Source organism: Paraburkholderia sp. BL23I1N1 (genome assembly GCF_003610295.1).
Taxonomy (GTDB): Bacteria; Pseudomonadota; Gammaproteobacteria; order Burkholderiales; family Burkholderiaceae; genus Paraburkholderia.
The window spans coordinates 387,595-403,168 of record NZ_RAPV01000003.1 but is presented as its reverse complement, the minus strand read 5'-3'; the positions used below and the strand labels follow the sequence as shown (position 1 = coordinate 403,168).

Here is a 15,574-nt window from a genome sequence, read left to right as displayed (position 1 = left end):
GGCCGCCAGGCCGGCAAGAGGATCGCATGGGAAAACGAATCGACGGGCAGGCGGTGTATGCGTTCATCGTCCTGGCTGCCAGCAGCGTGCTGTTATGCGGCTGCAGCACGTTCCTGAGACCACAGGAAAAGCGTGCCGACGCGCAGTTGCTGCCCACCGTGGGCAATCAGGCGCGCGGCCTCGTCACGTTCATCGAGCGTTCGGACGGCGTGCAGGTCACCTACAATCTTGCGGGCTTGCCGCCCAATAGCGACCACGCCTTGCAAGTGCATGAGCGCGGCGACTGCAATGCCGCCGACGGCTCGAGCGCCGGGCAGGTGTTCTCGCCGGCAGCCGAGCGTCTGAAAGCAGGTGCCCGGGTCGAAGGCGATCTTGGCAACATCCACGCGGATTCGAATGGCGTGGCCACCGGCTTCATCGTTGCGCCGGACGTGTCGCTCGACGGTATCCGTTCGGTGCTGCAACGCGCGGTCCTGTTGCATCACGACGCGACCGACCCCTATGCATATCCGCAGCATGGCGCAGGCCCCGCGCTTGCATGCGGGCTGATTCGCCAGTGAGGGCGGCGCAGGGGCCGCTCAGGCCATACTGCAGCAGCAATCTCGCGATCGCGTAAAATAAGCGCCTTTCGTTGGGGCGTCGGGCCCGTAGCCGGGGGCGCCCAGCCCGAGGCGCGTAGCGACGGCACCCGCCCAGGGACTTGCCGGGTTGCTACCCGTCACACATTCGTCACACACCTGTCACTCAAGTCGAGCAGCGTTCATCTATGACTATCAAATCCGACAAGTGGATCCGGCGCATGGCCGCGTCGCACAACATGATCGAGCCGTTTGCACCCGATCAGGTTCGTGTCGCCGAAGACGGCCGGAAGATTGTCAGCTACGGCACGTCGAGCTACGGCTACGACATCCGTTGCGCCGACGAATTCAAGATCTTCACCAACATCAACTCGACCATCGTCGATCCGAAGAACTTTGACGAGAAGTCGTTTGTCGACTTCAAGGGCGATGTTTGCATCATCCCGCCGAACTCGTTCGCGCTGGCCCGCACGGTCGAGTATTTCCGCATTCCGCGCAGCGTCCTGACCGTGTGTCTGGGCAAATCCACGTACGCGCGGTGCGGGATCATCGTCAACGTCACGCCGTTCGAGCCGGAATGGGAAGGGCACGTTACGCTCGAATTCTCAAATACGACACCTTTGCCTGCGAAAATCTACGCGAACGAAGGCGTCGCCCAGGTACTGTTTTTCGAAAGCGACGAGATTTGTGAAACGTCGTACGCGGATCGCGGCGGCAAATATCAAGGTCAGCACGGCGTCACGTTGCCCAAGACGTGACGCCCGGCAGCACTGACCCACCAGCACTATTCGGGTGACCGCTGCTTAGTCAAATGCAGCGGTCGTTCTTTTTGGAGAATCGCCCATGAAGTTCCGTTTTCCCGTCGTCATCATCGACGAAGATTTTCGCTCCGAGAACATCTCGGGTTCCGGCATCCGGGCTTTGGCCGAGGCCATCGAGAAAGAAGGTGTGGAAGTGCTCGGGTTGACGAGCTACGGCGATCTGACCTCGTTCGCACAGCAGTCGAGCCGCGCGTCGTGCTTCATCCTGTCGATCGACGACGACGAGCTGCTGCCGTACGTCGATAACGTCGTGGTGGAAGGCGAGACGCCGGAACTGGCGGCTGCGATCATCGCGCTGCGCGCGTTCGTGACCGAAGTGCGCCGCCGCAACGCCGATATTCCGATCTTCCTGTACGGTGAAACGCGCACCTCGCGCCATCTGCCGAACGACATCTTGCGCGAACTGCACGGCTTCATCCACATGTTCGAGGACACGCCGGAATTCGTCGCGCGCCACATCATCCGCGAGACCAAGGTGTACCTGGACTCGCTCGCGCCGCCGTTCTTCAAGGAGCTGGTGCAGTACGCGGACGAAGGCTCGTATTCATGGCATTGCCCGGGGCACTCGGGCGGTGTCGCGTTTCTGAAGAGCCCGCTTGGCCAGATGTTCCACCAGTTCTTCGGCGAGAACATGCTGCGCGCCGACGTGTGCAACGCCGTTGACGAACTCGGTCAGCTGCTCGACCACACCGGCCCGATTGCTGCCTCCGAGCGCAACGCCGCGCGTATTTTCAGCGCCGACCACGTGTTCTTCGTGACCAACGGCACGTCGACCTCGAACAAGATCGTCTGGCACGGTACGGTTGCGCCGGGCGATATCGTGCTGGTGGACCGCAATTGCCACAAGTCGATCCTGCACGCGATCACGATGACCGGCGCGATTCCGGTGTTCCTCACACCCACGCGCAATAACTTCGGCATCATCGGCCCGATTCCGCGCAGCGAATTCGAGCCGGAAAACATTCGCAAGAAGATTCTGGCGAATCCGTTCGCCCGCGAAGCGATGGCTAAGAATCCGGACCTGAAGCCGCGTATCCTGACCATCACACAGAGCACCTATGACGGTGTGATCTACAACGTCGAGATGATCAAGGAAATGCTGGGCGACTGGCTCGATACGCTGCACTTCGACGAAGCGTGGCTGCCGCACGCGGAATTCCACGAGTTCTATCAGGACATGCATGCGATTGGCGCCGGCCGTCCGCGCATTGGCGCACTCGTGTTCGCGACGCACTCCACGCACAAGCTGCTGGCCGGTATTTCGCAGGCTTCGCAGATCGTTGTGCAGGATTCGAAGAACAGCCGCTTCGACAAGCACCGCTTTAACGAAGCGTATCTGATGCATACGTCCACCAGCCCGCAGTACGCGATCATCGCCTCGTGCGACGTGGCCGCGGCCATGATGGAAGCACCGGGCGGCCCCGCGCTGGTGGAAGAATCGATTGCGGAAGCTTTGGATTTCCGCCGCGCGATGATCAAGGTCGACGCCGAGTACGGCGACGACTGGTTCTTCAAGGTGTGGGGCCCGGACCAGTTCGCCGAAGAGGGTATCGGCTCGCGCGAAGACTGGATGCTGCGCCCGAACGACGCGTGGCACGGTTTCGGCCCGCTCGCCGATGGCTTCAACATGCTCGACCCGATCAAGGCGACCATCGTCACGCCGGGTCTGGATATGGACGGCGGCTTCGGCGAGACCGGCATTCCGGCCGCGATCGTCACGAAGTACCTGGCCGAGCACGGCATCATCGTCGAGAAGACGGGGTTGTATTCGTTCTTCATCATGTTCACGATCGGCATCACCAAGGGCCGTTGGAACTCGATGGTCACCGAACTGCAGCAGTTCAAGGACGACTACGACAACAATCAGCCGCTGTGGCGCGTGCTGCCCGAATTCGTTGCGCATCATCCGATGTACGAGCGTGTGGGCTTGCGCGATCTGTGCCAGCAGATCCACAGCGTCTACCGCGCGAACGACATTGCGCGCCTGACGACCGAGATGTATTTGTCGAGCATGGAACCGGCCATGAAGCCGTCGGATGCGTTCGCCAAGCTCGCGCACCGCGAGATCGACCGGGTACCGATCGACGAACTCGAAGGCCGTGTCACGTCGATCCTGTTGACGCCGTATCCGCCGGGCATTCCGCTGCTGATTCCGGGCGAGCGCTTCAACAAGACCATCGTCAACTATTTGCGTTTCGCGCGCGAGTTCAACGAGCGCTTCCCGGGTTTCCACACGGACATCCATGGGCTGGTTGGCGAAACCATCAATGGGCGCATCGAATACTTCGTCGATTGCGTGCGCGCCTGACGATGCGGGCAGTGAGGTCCCTGCTGGACGCTGAGGGCTGGCGGCGTGCGTTTGGCGCGCTGGCCCTGACGTCGGCGATGTCGGTGGCGGGACTTGGCATCGTGCCGCTTCAGGCGCATGCCGAGGTCGCCGCCGCCGATCCGATCGATGCGTCTATGCGCACGTGTCTGGCGCGCAGCGACATGTCGTCGACGGTGGGTCAGGTGCAGTGCATGGACAACGCGCGAATTGGCTGGAAGTCCGCGTTGGACGCTGCGTGGCAGCAGCTTCAGACGAAGTTGCCGCCCGCGCAACGCAAGCAGTGGGAGAGGAGCCAGGCTAGCTGGCAGGCCTCGCGCGATGCCGAGAAGCCTTTGTTGGGCGCGGTGTTCGCAACAACGCACGGCACGATGTATGCGCTGGCCGAAGCCGATATGCAATTGCAGCCGGTGCGTGATCGGGCGCTGGCGCTGCGCAGCGCGGCGGCGAAGATAAGCGCGGGCGGCGATCCGCCGCACCGTCCGCGAGCCTGTAACGCAGACGCGCAGTGCGAACACGCGATGTTTGATTTGAACCGCTATTACCGGCGCTTGCAGGCGAAGATGCCGGTGCGGTCGCGTTCTACTCTTACGCGTGCGCAGAAGGCATGGACTGCGTATCTGAATGCGACTGCGACGCTGGTCGATGAGCGCGGCCGCGTCGATATCATCGGTGCGCGGGTGGCCACGCTCAAGCGTTTGTCGGAGACAGTCGGTAACGACTGAGTGCTCGGGCCTTACGTGAGCACATAGGCTTCGGTTTTCGACAAGGGCCGAGCCAGTGCCGGCTCCCCTAGCAGGTCGCGCATGGCGTCTTCGGTAGCGAGCGACATCGCTTCGAGCGCGAGGTCGTTGTCATCGGTGCCGAACGGCTCTTCGATCTGCGATGCGATTGCTTCGTGCGCCATGAAGGTGTACGCGACGAACACTGCGAAGACCGGTGTGAAGATCCCGATGCTGTCGACCAATCCGAACGGCAGCGATGCGCAGAAGAAATACACCGTGCGGTGAATCATCACTGAGTAGGCGAAGGGCAGCGGCGTCGACACGATGCGCTCGCAGCCGCCGATCACATCCGACAGGCCATTCAGGTTTCGATCGAAGGCGAGCACAGCCACGGGATCGATTGCGCCCGCTTGCGCGTGGCGCTTGACCCATTCGCCTAGCCAGAGCATGAGCGTTGCCGGTTTGTAGCGCGACGCCATGACGCGGTCAAATAACGGTTTCGGCAGGCGTGCGACGAGGTCTTCGCTCGGGTCGCTTTTGCGAAGCTGGTGACGCAACGCATGGGGGATCGTACTGAGGACGGTTGTGAATGTCTCGATTTCTGCTTTGGGCAATGGCTTGTTTGGCAGCGTGATTGCCTGGCGGGTGAGCGAGCGTGCTTCGTTCAGCAGTTGGCCCCACAGTTTGCGGGCTTCCCACCAGCGGTCGTAGCTAGCGTTGTTTCTGAAGCCCAGAAAGACGGCCAAGGCGATGCCGACTAGCGAGAATGGGGTGGTGGTGTTGAGATTGAGCGAGACCGGCAGCAGGTGGTCGTGAGCGGCCACAGCGACGATCGAAATGCAGAAGATCAGGAAGAGGCGCGGCAGGAGTTGTGGGAGGACGGAGCCCCTCCACGCAAGCAGCATGCGGAACCAATGGAGATGTGGGCGGATGATCATGGCGTTGTGCTTTCTGCCTTCGGCGGTGGAGTATCTATTATCGCTGTTTGGCTTTGCGTGAGTTTTTTTGCCTGTGGGGCGCTTGCTCGTCTGTGTGCCTACGGTGTTGGCCTTTCCTTGCTTTGTTAGTGGTCTATTAGCGTTGCCCCTGTGCAGGGCGGCACTTACTTTCTTTGCCGCCGCCCGCGAAGAAAGATAAGCAAAGAAAGCGGCTCACACCGCTAATGCTTAAGCGGGTCCCCCGCGCAGGTGCGGTAGTGGTGCATCTGGAATCCGTGCCCTCGCACATTCGACGTGAGTGACAAGGCAGTTATACTTCCCGCCTCGCACTACGTGCTCGCCGGAAGGGTTTGCCTGGGAAGCCTAAGATTTTGTTTTGCGCATGGCGGAAGCCATCGGCTTCGCCTCGGCGAGGCGCCCACGCGCTCAAAAGGCGGTTCCGCAAGCAGCGGCGGTGCCGATTAAAATGCAAAAAAATGCAGGGATCGGTTCGATGAATGACGCGACGGCGCGCGCAGCGCCGCCGGAAGTATGAGCGCCTTGTCACTAACGCGGAGTGTGCGGGAACACAGATTCCAGATGCACCACTACCGCAACTGTGCGGGGGACCCGCTTATGAGCTAGCGGGCTAAGCCGCTTTCTTTTGCCTACTTTTCGTTGCAGGCAAAGAAAAGTAGGTGCCCCCCGCACAGGGGGAGCGCCAATAGACCACTAACAAAGCAAGGAAAGGCCAAGAATTCAAGCCCAAGGAAAAAGCCCACCGCAGGCAGCCAAAAAAACCCCCGCCGCGAAGGCCAAAAACACCCCTTAATCCCGCGGCGAAGAAGCCGCCCCATGACTTAACCAATCAAGCACAGCAGTACCATCATCATCCGCGCCCTGTCGCGCCTTAGCGACCGTCTCAGCCACATCCTCGCTAGGCATGGCACGCCGAATCGCCACACCCACAGCAAGAATATCAATCATCACCAGATGCAAGATCCGCGAAATCATCGACAACTGCGATTCGCGAATCTCAATGTGATCGGTCTCCAAAGCCACCGTAGCCCGCTTGGCCAGCGGCGTATTGCTAGACGTAATGGCAATCACCTTAGCCCCCGCCTGCATGGCGACATCCAGCACACGCAGTAGCTCAGGCGCGCGTCCCGACTTGGACACGGCAACAATCACATCACCCTTGCCCAGCAACGCAGCAGACGCGGCCTGCATATACAGATCGCCATAAGCAATCGTCGGAATACCAAACCGGAAGAACTTGTAATGCGCGTCCTGCGCGACAATGTTCGAATTGCCGAGCCCATAAAACTCAATCCGCCGCGCGCCGTTCAACAGATCGATCGCCCGCTCGACCTGGTCGAAATTCAAATGCTCGCGCAACTGCAAAATCGCGGACACGGTGTTATCGAGCACCTTCGCGCCGAAGTCGGTCGCGGTATCGCCCAGATGCACCTGGCTATGACTCACCGGAATCGTGCCGGTCAAACCCGTCGCCAGCTTCAGCTTGAAATCCGACAAACCCTGGCAGCCAAGCGAGCGGCAAAAGCGGATCACCGTCGGCTGGCTCACGTCGGCCTTGCGTGCGATGTCGACAATCGGATCGTTGATGATCGAGCGCGGATGATTCAACGCGAGATCGGCCACGCGGCGCTCGGCCGGCGTCAACGCATCGCGCATCTGGCGAATCCGCTCGAACACGGCCGATGAACTGCCGCCCGCGCGGTTCGACAACTGCTCCGCGAGAATCGCCGAAACCCCCAGAAACGCCGGGTATTCAGCGGTAATCACGTAGGTCGGCACGCTTTGCAAATACGCCTCGAAGCGGCCCTTTGCCTCGAACCGCTTGCGAAACGACGAACGCGCGAAGAATTCGCCGAGCCGCGGCACCACGCCGCCGCCAATGTAGATGCCGCCCAACGCGCCGAGCGTCACCGCGATATTGCCGGCGAAGGTGCCGAGAATCCCGCAGAACACATCGACGGACTCGGCCGTGAGCGGCTCGCCTTCCATCGCGCGTTTGACAATCTCGACCGTGTCGACGTTTGCCGCCACGCGCTTCTTGTCGCGGCCCGCCAGCGCACGGTAGATCACTTCGATGCCGGGGCCGGCCGCCACACGCTCGAACGAAACGTGCGACCACTTCTTGCGGGCGTACTGCAGCACGATGTCTTCGCGCTCGTCGGCCGGTGCGAACGTGGCGTGGCCGCCTTCGCTGCCGAGCGCGATCCAGCGATCGTCGGCCGGGATCAGGCCGGACACGCCCATGCCGGTGCCCGGGCCGAGCAGGCCGATCACGCTGTTCGGACGACGCGAGCCGCCGCCTACTTGTACACGCTGGGCATCGGTCAGACCGGGAAGGGCCATGGCCAGCGCGGTAAAGTCGTTCACCACCAGCAGCGTGTCGAAGCCGAGCGCGCGGCGCGTGGCTTCGATCGAAAAGCTCCAGTCGTGATTAGTCATGCTGACCTGATCGCCGTCGACCGGGTTAGCAATTGCAATCGCCGCGTGATTCACGCGGCCGATTTTGGTGTCCTTCAGATACTTTTTGATGACTTCGGCAACGCCCGGATAGTCCGCGCACGGATAGACCTGCACCGAGCCGATTTCGCCGGGGCTGGTTTCGAGCGCGAAGCGCGCATTGGTGCCGCCGATGTCGGCGAGCAGCCTTGGTCCATCGGCGTGCTGGCCCGCGCCCGGAACAGCCTTAGTTTGCACACCAGTAGACATCGAGTCTCACTCCCTTGTCGTTTGCCAACTGCGAGATGGCATTTTTTTGTAGCGAAGCGGCGGCGGCATTCAGCACGTCCATCTTTCGCGGTCCTGCGATCAGCAAAAACAGATGCTTCACTTCTTTCAGCGCCGAGAGTGACCAACTCACGCGCGCATGCGGCGCGCTGCCGGGATGCACGGCAACGAAGCGCTCAGGGGTAGTGATCGCGTAGTCCCATTCGGGCGCATCCGCGAAAATCGAGGCGGTGTGGCCGTCTTCGCCCATGCCGAGAATCGCGACGTCCGGCACGGCGCTAAAGCGCGGGTCGGCGTTCAGCGCGGCAACGTGCGCATTCAGGTCTTGCGTCGTGTCGGCCAGCGGCCAGAATGCGGCGTGCTTCGCGGCGTTCTGCAACAGCGTGTCGTGCACGAGTTGCGAATTGCTCGCGCTGTCCGTTTCCGGCACCCAGCGGTCGTCGACCAGCGTCACGGCAATGCGCGCCCAGTCGAAGGTCTGCGTGGACAACGTCTGCAGGAACGGACGCGGACTGCTGCCGCCGGACACTGCAAGCATGGCTGGGCGCGTGCCGGTTGCGGACGTGCCGGTTGCGGCCGTGGCCGCCTGTGCGGCGAGCGACGCATGTAACGCGTCGCCAACCGCCTTCGCCAACGCGTCGGATTGGGCGCGTTGATCGTCGAAAGCGTGAAGCTCGATCACTTCTCCTCCGTGCTGCTTTCTTGTTAGATCTGCGGAACGTGCCGTACTGTTCTCACGCGATGCCTGCAAGCGGGATGACTTGCAGGCGCCTTCGTGATACCGGCGCCATTCCGTTCAGTTCGTCGGTGGGTCTTGCAGGCGCTGCGCTGTGCTTCGATCGGGATCACGATCGCGATCGCGGTCAGGGGCAGGCGCGGCGCCATGATTCAATTTTCTTCTTCGAGCCAGCAGGTGCCGTGCTGCGCCAACATCGCGCTCGCCGCGGCCGGTCCCCACGTGCCTGCTGCATACGGCTTGGGCGGCTTGTTCGACGCCGCCCATTCGTTGAGGATCGGTTCGACCCAACGCCATGCCGCTTCCTGCTCGTCGCGCCGCACAAACAATGCGAGGCGGCCATTGATCACATCGAGCAACAGACGCTGATACGCCTCCATCTGCCCTTCGCGGAAGAACCGGTCGAAGGCGAGGTCGAGGTGGACGCTGGCGAGGTTCATGCCTTCACCCGGCTGCTTCGCGAGACAGTAGAGGCGAATGGTTTCGTTCGGCTGCAAACGGATCACGAGACGGTTCGCACCGCCGCGCAACGCGGACGCACCCAAAGCCGAATGCGGCACCGCACGAAAATTCACCACGATCTCCGCGACGCGATCCGCGAGACGCTTGCCCGTGCGCAGGAAAAACGGCACGCCGGCCCAGCGCCAGTTTTCGATTTCCACCTTCAGCGCGACGAAGGTTTCAGTCGTGCTCTCCGGCTTCACGCCAGGTTCGGTTGCATACGCCGGCACGGCGTTGCCGCGGATCACGCCCGCATGATACTGGCCGCGCACCGCGACCTTGCCAATATCGCGCGGATCGATCGGTTTCAATGCGCGTAGCACGCGCAGTTTTTCGTCGCGTACCGAGTCGGAATCCATCGAATGCGGCGGTTCCATCGCCACGATGGAAAGCAGTTGCAGCAGATGGTTCTGCACCATGTCGCGCAATGCGCCGGTGTTGTCGTAGAAGTCGCCGCGCGCTTCCACGCCGAGCTCTTCCGCAATCGTGATCTGAATGCTTTCCACCCACTCACGGCGCCACAACGGTTCGAACAGCACGTTGCCGAAACGCAGCGCGAGCAGGTTCTGCACCGGCTCCTTACCGAGGTAGTGGTCGATCCGGTAGATCTGTTCTTCAGCGAAGATTTCGCCGACCGCATCATTGATTGCGTTGGACGACTTGAGGTCGTAGCCGAGCGGCTTTTCCAGCACGATGCGCGAATTTTCATTGAGCCCCACCGAGGCGAGCGCGTGGCAGATCGGCACGAACAACGACGGACCGGTTGCCAGATAAAACACCCGGATGCCCGGCAGGTCTTTGATGGCGTCGCGCAGCAGCGCAAAGTCTTCCGGCTTGCCGAGATCGATCTTTACGAACTCGATGCGTTCAAGAAAACTGGCCCACGCGGACTCATCCAGGCCGTTCTTCGACACGTGCGGCTTGACGTGCTCATTGACCCAGTCGAGGTAGTCAGCACGATCAGCCACATGCCGCGCCACCGCGACGATCTTGCCGCTGTCGGCCAGCATGCCACCTGCACGGTGCGCTTCAAACAGTGCCGGGAGAATCTTGCGCATCGACAGATCGCCGGTTCCGCCGAAGAGAACGAAGGTGAAGCTTGATTCGGTTTGCATGAGTCTCCGTCGATGTCCTGGGGCCGCCGTGGTGACCGGAAAGGGCGACCGTAGTCCGATAAAATATTTTTTGACACTGAATTGTAGTTTAACTACAATCCAAATCAAGAGGTAGCGCTAATTCGATGAAAAAAGCGTGCGCTGTGAGGCTAGATGCGCGTTTTCCCGAATCGGCAGGCGCCCCCTGCATGTTAACGGACATCGCGTGCGGACACGTGCCAGCATGCCCCCGGCAGCCCTTACGGAAAGCCGGAAGGCAGGTCTGGCGTCAGGGTTAACGTGCGAGGCACCTCGAGTCTGCCGCGCGCGACGCGGGCAGGCAAAAATCAAAAGAGGAGACAGTCAGTTGCATCCCGAACCACTCATCTCTTGAGCTTCCAGCGGCCGGATATCGGTCCGCCGGCACATGTTTGATGCATGCGCCCGACCGTGCTCGATCGCCCAGTGTTTTGCCTGTTTGAACCAACCACAGCACCCTGGCGACATCAGGGGCCATTTGTTTTTTGTTCAGGTGTCTGGAGGAGATAAGCAATGAAATTTCGCGCGATCATGGGCGCTTTGTGCGCCGCGGGTCTGATGTGTGGCGTCTCGGCCGTGCAGGCTGCCGAGTCGATCGAAGTGTTGCACTGGTGGACTTCGGGCGGCGAATCGAAAGCCGTCGGCGTCCTCAAGGACGACATGACGAAGGAAGGTTACACGTGGAAGGACTTCGCGGTTGCTGGCGGCGCAGGTGCGGCTGCCATGACGGCACTCAAGACGCAGGTGATCTCGGGCAATGCACCGAGCGCTGCGCAGATCAAGGGTCCGCTGATCCAGGACTGGGCGGAGCAAGGCGTGCTGGTACCGATCGATTCGGTTGCAGGCGACTGGAAAAAGAACCTGCCGCCGGAAATCGACAAGATCATGCACGCAGACGGCCATTACGTTGCCGCGCCGTTCTCGGTGCACCGCGTGAACTGGCTGTACATCAACAAGGCAGCGCTGGACAAGGCAGGCGGCAAGGTGCCGACCACGTGGCCTGAGTTCTTCGCGGTGGCCGACAAGATGAAGGCCGCGGGCATCCAGCCGATCGCGATGGGCGGTCAGCCGTGGCAAGACCTGACGCTGTGGGAAGACGTCGTTCTGTCGCAAGGCGCGGGCTTCTACAGGAAGGCGCTGGTCGACCTCGACGAGAAGACGTTGACGTCGGACCAGATGGTCGGTGTGTTCGACACGGTCCGCAAGATCCAGGGTTACTTCGACGCGGGCCGCACGGGCCGTGACTGGAACCTGGCAACGGCCATGGTCATCAACGGCAAGGCCGGCATGCAGTTCATGGGCGACTGGGCGAAGGGCGAGTTCGCCAACGCCGGCAAGAAGGCGGGTTCGGACTACGTCTGCGCTGCGGTGCCGGGCACGGAAAAGGCTTACACGTTCAACGTCGACTCGTTCGTGTTCTTCCAGCAGAAGGGCCAGAAGGCTGCAACGCCGGGTCAACTGGCACTGGCCAAGACGATCATGTCGCCGGACTTCCAGGAACAGTTCAGCCTGAACAAGGGTTCGATCCCGGTTCGTCTGGGCGTTTCGATGGCCAAGTTCGACGAATGTGCGAAGAAGTCGTACGCGGATGAACAAGTGGCGATCAAGTCCGGCGGCTATGTGCCTTCGCTGGCACACGGCATGGCGCAACCGGATGCAGCTGCCGGTGCGATCTCGGACGTGGTCACGAAGTTCATGAACTCGCAGCAAGATTCGAAGAGCGCGGTTGCCGCACTCGCGAAGGCAGCGAAGACCAGGTAAGCAGCGTTAAGCGAAGTGGCGCGCCTGGCTGTTCTCCTTGAGAGCACCGGGTGCGCGCCTCAGATTGCTTGCGGCAGTTGCGTTACTTAGGGCGAGCGTCTTCACCCCTGGTTTCATCGAGTCACACCTAGGCCGTTGCGGTCTCGCGTTGTCCATGCGCGCGCACCCCGGCGGTACAGTTTCAGCAGGAGTCGAGTAGTGACTGCTTCTATCAGCGGAAACGGGAAATCCACGGCTTCCGTGACCCGCCGCACGTCGCCGATGGCGGCCCTTGCCGATCGCTGGATTCCGAAGCTGGTGCTCGCACCCAGCGTCGTGATCAGCCTGATCTTCGTGTATGGCTTCATCGCTATTACCGGTTATCTGTCGCTGTCGAATTCGCGGCTGATGCCACGTTATGAATTTGTCGGTCTCGACCGTTATCGCGAACTGTTCGATAACGATGTGTTCTGGACCTCGGCTGCCAACCTCGGCTGGTTCGGCATTCCGTTTATCGGTATCTGTATTGGCCTCGGCCTGTTCCTCGCGATCCTGCTCGACCAGCAGATCCGCAACGAAGGCGCGCTGCGCGCCGTGTTCCTGTACCCGATGGCGCTTTCGTTCATCGTGACGGGTACCGCGTGGCAATGGATCATGACGCCGAGCGTCGGCCTCGAGAAGGTGTTTCACGACTGGGGCTGGACAAGCTTCTCGTTCAGTTGGCTCGGCGACCCCGACAAGGCGATTTTCTGCGTCGTGATCGCAGCGGTGTGGCAATCCACCGGCTTCGTGATGGCGCTGTTTCTCGCGGGTTTGCGCGGCGTCGACGGTGAAATTTTCAAGGCCGCGCAGATGGACGGCGCGGGCTTGCCCACCATCTACCGCAAGATCGTGATTCCGAGCATGCGCCCGGTGTTTTTCTCCGTGCTGCTGATTCTCTGCCACATCACGATCAAGACCTTCGACCTGGTCGTCGCGTTGACCGCGGGCGGCCCGGGTACGTCTTCCTCGCTGCCGGCTATTTTCATGTACACGTTTTCGTTCAATCGCGGGCAGCTGGGCGTCGGCGCGGCTTCGTCGATGATGATGCTCGCTACCGTTGTGGCCGTGCTCGTGCCGCTGATGTATCTGGAATCGAGGAGCACCCGCAATGCAGCCTAAGATGACGATCAGCCGTGCCGTCATTTATGCGGCCTTGATTCTGTTCGCCCTGTATTTCCTGTTCCCGTTGTACGTGATGCTGTCCACGTCGTTCAAGGACATCGACCAGCTGCGCTCCGGCAACCTGCTCACGCCGCCGACTCACTGGACCATCGATCCATGGATCAAGGCATGGAGCGGTGCGTGTACGGGTGTGCGCTGCGACGGCATGCAGCCGTTCTTCATGAACTCCGTGCGCATGGTGATTCCGGCCGTGCTGATTTCGTCGATCATCGGCGCGTTCAACGGTTATGTGCTCACGCACTGGCGTTTCCGCGGCGCGGATCCGATCTTCACGATGATCCTGGTCGGCTGCTTCATTCCGTTCCAGGCGATCCTGCTGCCGATGGCGCGTTTCGAAGGCTTCCTTGGCCTGTCGAACACGACGACCGGTCTGGTGGTGGTGCACGTGATCTACGGTATCGCCTTCACCACGATGTTCTTCCGCAACTTCTACGTGAGCATTCCGGCTGAACTCGTGAAGGCCGCGCGGATCGACGGTGCGGGTTTCTTCACGATCTTCACGAAGATTCTGATGCCGGTGTCGTTGCCGATTTTCATGGTGTGCCTGATCTGGCAATTCACGCAGATCTGGAATGACTTCCTGTTCGGGATTGTGTTCTCCGGTGTCGATTCGATGCCGATCACGGTGGCGCTGAACAACCTCGTGAACACGTCGACCGGCGTGAAGGAATACAACGTGGACATGGCCGGCGCGATCATCGCCGCGTTGCCGACGCTGCTCGTCTATATCGTCGCCGGCCGCTATTTCGTGCGCGGTCTGACGGCGGGCGCGGTTAAGGGCTAAACCCGGGTTAAACCATTCGCATCGCGGCGGGGCGTCTTCGATAGTGCGCCGCCGTCATCCGACAAGACGCTCCTGAGAAAACGCCGGGCCGCCCCAAGTTTTCTCAGCCCCCCTCGGGGGGGCCTGGCGCGAAGAGCCAGGTTCGGGGGCGCTTCCAAGTTGCACCAGAGACAAGAGGATTCACAGCATGGCAAGCCTTTCCATCCGTGACGTGTACAAGACTTACCCGAACGGGGTGCCGGTTCTGAAGGGTGTCAACATCGACATCGAAGACGGCCAGTTCCTGATTCTCGTCGGCGGCTCGGGCTGCGGGAAATCGACGCTGCTCAACATGATCGCCGGCCTCGAAACCGTGACCAAGGGCGAGATTCAGATCGACGGCAAGACGGTGAACAACCTCTCGCCGAAAGATCGCGACATCGCGATGGTGTTCCAGTCGTACGCGCTGTATCCGTCGATGACGGTGCGCGAGAACATCTCGTTCGGTCTGAACATCCGCAAGGTGCCGAAGCAGGAGCAGGCGCAGATCGTCGATCGCGTGTCGAATACGCTGCAGATCACGCACCTGCTGGACCGCAAGCCGGGTCAGCTCTCCGGTGGTCAGCGTCAGCGCGTGGCCATGGGCCGTGCGCTCGCACGCGATCCGGTGATGTTCCTGTTCGACGAACCGCTGTCGAACCTCGACGCGAAACTGCGTATCGAGATGCGTTCGGAAATCAAGTTGCTGCATCAACGCCTCGGCACGACGATCGTGTACGTGACGCACGATCAGATCGAAGCCATGACGCTCGGCGACCGCATCGCGGTGATGAAAGACGGCATCGTCCAGCAGTTCGGTGCGCCGCAGGAAATCTACGACTCGCCGGCTAATCTGTTCGTGGCAGGCTTCATCGGCGCGCCGCCGATGAACTTCATCCAGGGCAAGCTGGTGGAGCAGGGTTCGGGCGTCGGCATCGAGCTGGATACGGGCGCCGCGCGCAATGTGTTGAACCTGCCGTTCGAGTCGGCGAAGGTGAAGTCGCACGTTGGGCGCGACGTGATTCTCGGCCTGCGCCCTGAGCGGATCACGGACGCACGCGGCGCGCATGGTGACCACGCGAAGCTGCAGTCGATCGACGTGAAGGTCGACGTGATCGAGCCGACCGGACCGGACACGCTGGTGTTCGCGCAGGTCAACGGCAAGCGCATTGTGAGCCGTGTGCACCCGGCTTCGAACCCGCAGCCGCTGACGAATGCGACGCTGTTGTTCGACGCATCGAAGGCGGTGTTGTTCGATCCGTCCAATGAAGAACGGATTGCTTGAGGCGGCTAATTCGCCGGGCGATT

General features: G+C 61.2%; 12 protein-coding genes. 8 read left to right on the top strand and 4 right to left on the bottom strand.

Translation table 11 applies throughout. The annotated features are described in order from the left end of the window. The first annotated feature begins 26 nt into the window (after positions 1-26). The 4 genes from B0G76_RS41040 to B0G76_RS41025 all read left to right on the top strand — a co-directional run bounded on the left by B0G76_RS41040 (position 27) and on the right by B0G76_RS41025 (position 4,450). Positions 27-560 carry a superoxide dismutase family protein gene (locus B0G76_RS41040; protein ID WP_120298454.1) on the top strand — a complete coding sequence of 178 codons (534 nt, stop codon included), beginning with the start codon at positions 27-29 and terminating at the stop codon, positions 558-560. 206 nt (positions 561-766) lie between these two features. Beyond that, entirely contained in the window at positions 767-1,336 is a 570-nt protein-coding gene (dcd, locus tag B0G76_RS41035; protein WP_120298397.1) for a dCTP deaminase, read from the top strand. Positions 1,337-1,421: 85 nt separating this feature from the next. Continuing rightward, the gene (locus B0G76_RS41030; protein WP_120298396.1) at positions 1,422-3,707 is read left to right on the top strand and encodes an arginine/lysine/ornithine decarboxylase; all 2,286 of its coding nucleotides are present in this window, start codon (positions 1,422-1,424) and stop codon (positions 3,705-3,707) included. 2 nt (positions 3,708-3,709) lie between these two features. After that, positions 3,710-4,450 (top strand): lysozyme inhibitor LprI family protein, encoded by a 741-nt coding sequence (locus B0G76_RS41025; RefSeq protein ID WP_120298453.1) that lies wholly within the window; start codon positions 3,710-3,712, stop codon positions 4,448-4,450. A gap of 11 nt (positions 4,451-4,461) precedes the next feature. On the opposite strand, the gene B0G76_RS41020 is transcribed toward B0G76_RS41025, so the two are convergent. The 4 genes from B0G76_RS41020 to zwf all read right to left on the bottom strand — a co-directional run bounded on the left by B0G76_RS41020 (position 4,462) and on the right by zwf (position 10,482). Then, positions 4,462-5,388 carry a bestrophin family protein gene (locus tag B0G76_RS41020; protein ID WP_120298395.1) on the bottom strand — a complete coding sequence of 309 codons (927 nt, stop codon included), beginning with the start codon at positions 5,386-5,388 and terminating at the stop codon, positions 4,462-4,464. Positions 5,389-6,195: 807 nt separating this feature from the next. Beyond that, positions 6,196-8,112, bottom strand: a complete 1,917-nt coding sequence (locus B0G76_RS41015; protein ID WP_120298394.1) for a bifunctional transcriptional regulator/glucokinase — start codon at positions 8,110-8,112, stop codon at positions 6,196-6,198. Then, the gene (gene pgl, locus B0G76_RS41010; RefSeq protein WP_120298393.1) at positions 8,090-8,812 is read right to left on the bottom strand and encodes a 6-phosphogluconolactonase; all 723 of its coding nucleotides are present in this window, start codon (positions 8,810-8,812) and stop codon (positions 8,090-8,092) included. Before pgl ends, B0G76_RS41015 begins: the two co-directional genes overlap by 23 nt. A 206-nt stretch (positions 8,813-9,018) precedes the next feature. Next, complete coding sequence (zwf, locus tag B0G76_RS41000; protein WP_120298391.1) at positions 9,019-10,482, bottom strand: glucose-6-phosphate dehydrogenase; 1,464 nt, start codon at positions 10,480-10,482, stop codon at positions 9,019-9,021. 531 nt (positions 10,483-11,013) lie between these two features. Between zwf and B0G76_RS40995 the strand changes: the two genes are divergently transcribed. From B0G76_RS40995 to B0G76_RS40980, 4 genes are all read left to right on the top strand, one after another. Then, positions 11,014-12,261 (top strand): ABC transporter substrate-binding protein, encoded by a 1,248-nt coding sequence (locus B0G76_RS40995; protein ID WP_120298390.1) that lies wholly within the window; start codon positions 11,014-11,016, stop codon positions 12,259-12,261. 198 nt (positions 12,262-12,459) lie between these two features. Beyond that, a complete protein-coding gene (locus tag B0G76_RS40990; protein ID WP_120298389.1) occupies positions 12,460-13,401 on the top strand; it encodes a carbohydrate ABC transporter permease in 942 nt (313 codons plus the stop codon). Beyond that, positions 13,391-14,248, top strand: a complete 858-nt coding sequence (locus B0G76_RS40985) for a carbohydrate ABC transporter permease (RefSeq protein ID WP_120298388.1) — start codon at positions 13,391-13,393, stop codon at positions 14,246-14,248. Before B0G76_RS40990 ends, B0G76_RS40985 begins: the two co-directional genes overlap by 11 nt. 187 nt (positions 14,249-14,435) lie before the next feature. Beyond that, positions 14,436-15,551 (top strand): ABC transporter ATP-binding protein, encoded by a 1,116-nt coding sequence (locus B0G76_RS40980; RefSeq protein WP_120298387.1) that lies wholly within the window; start codon positions 14,436-14,438, stop codon positions 15,549-15,551. The last annotated feature ends 23 nt before the right edge of the window (positions 15,552-15,574 follow it).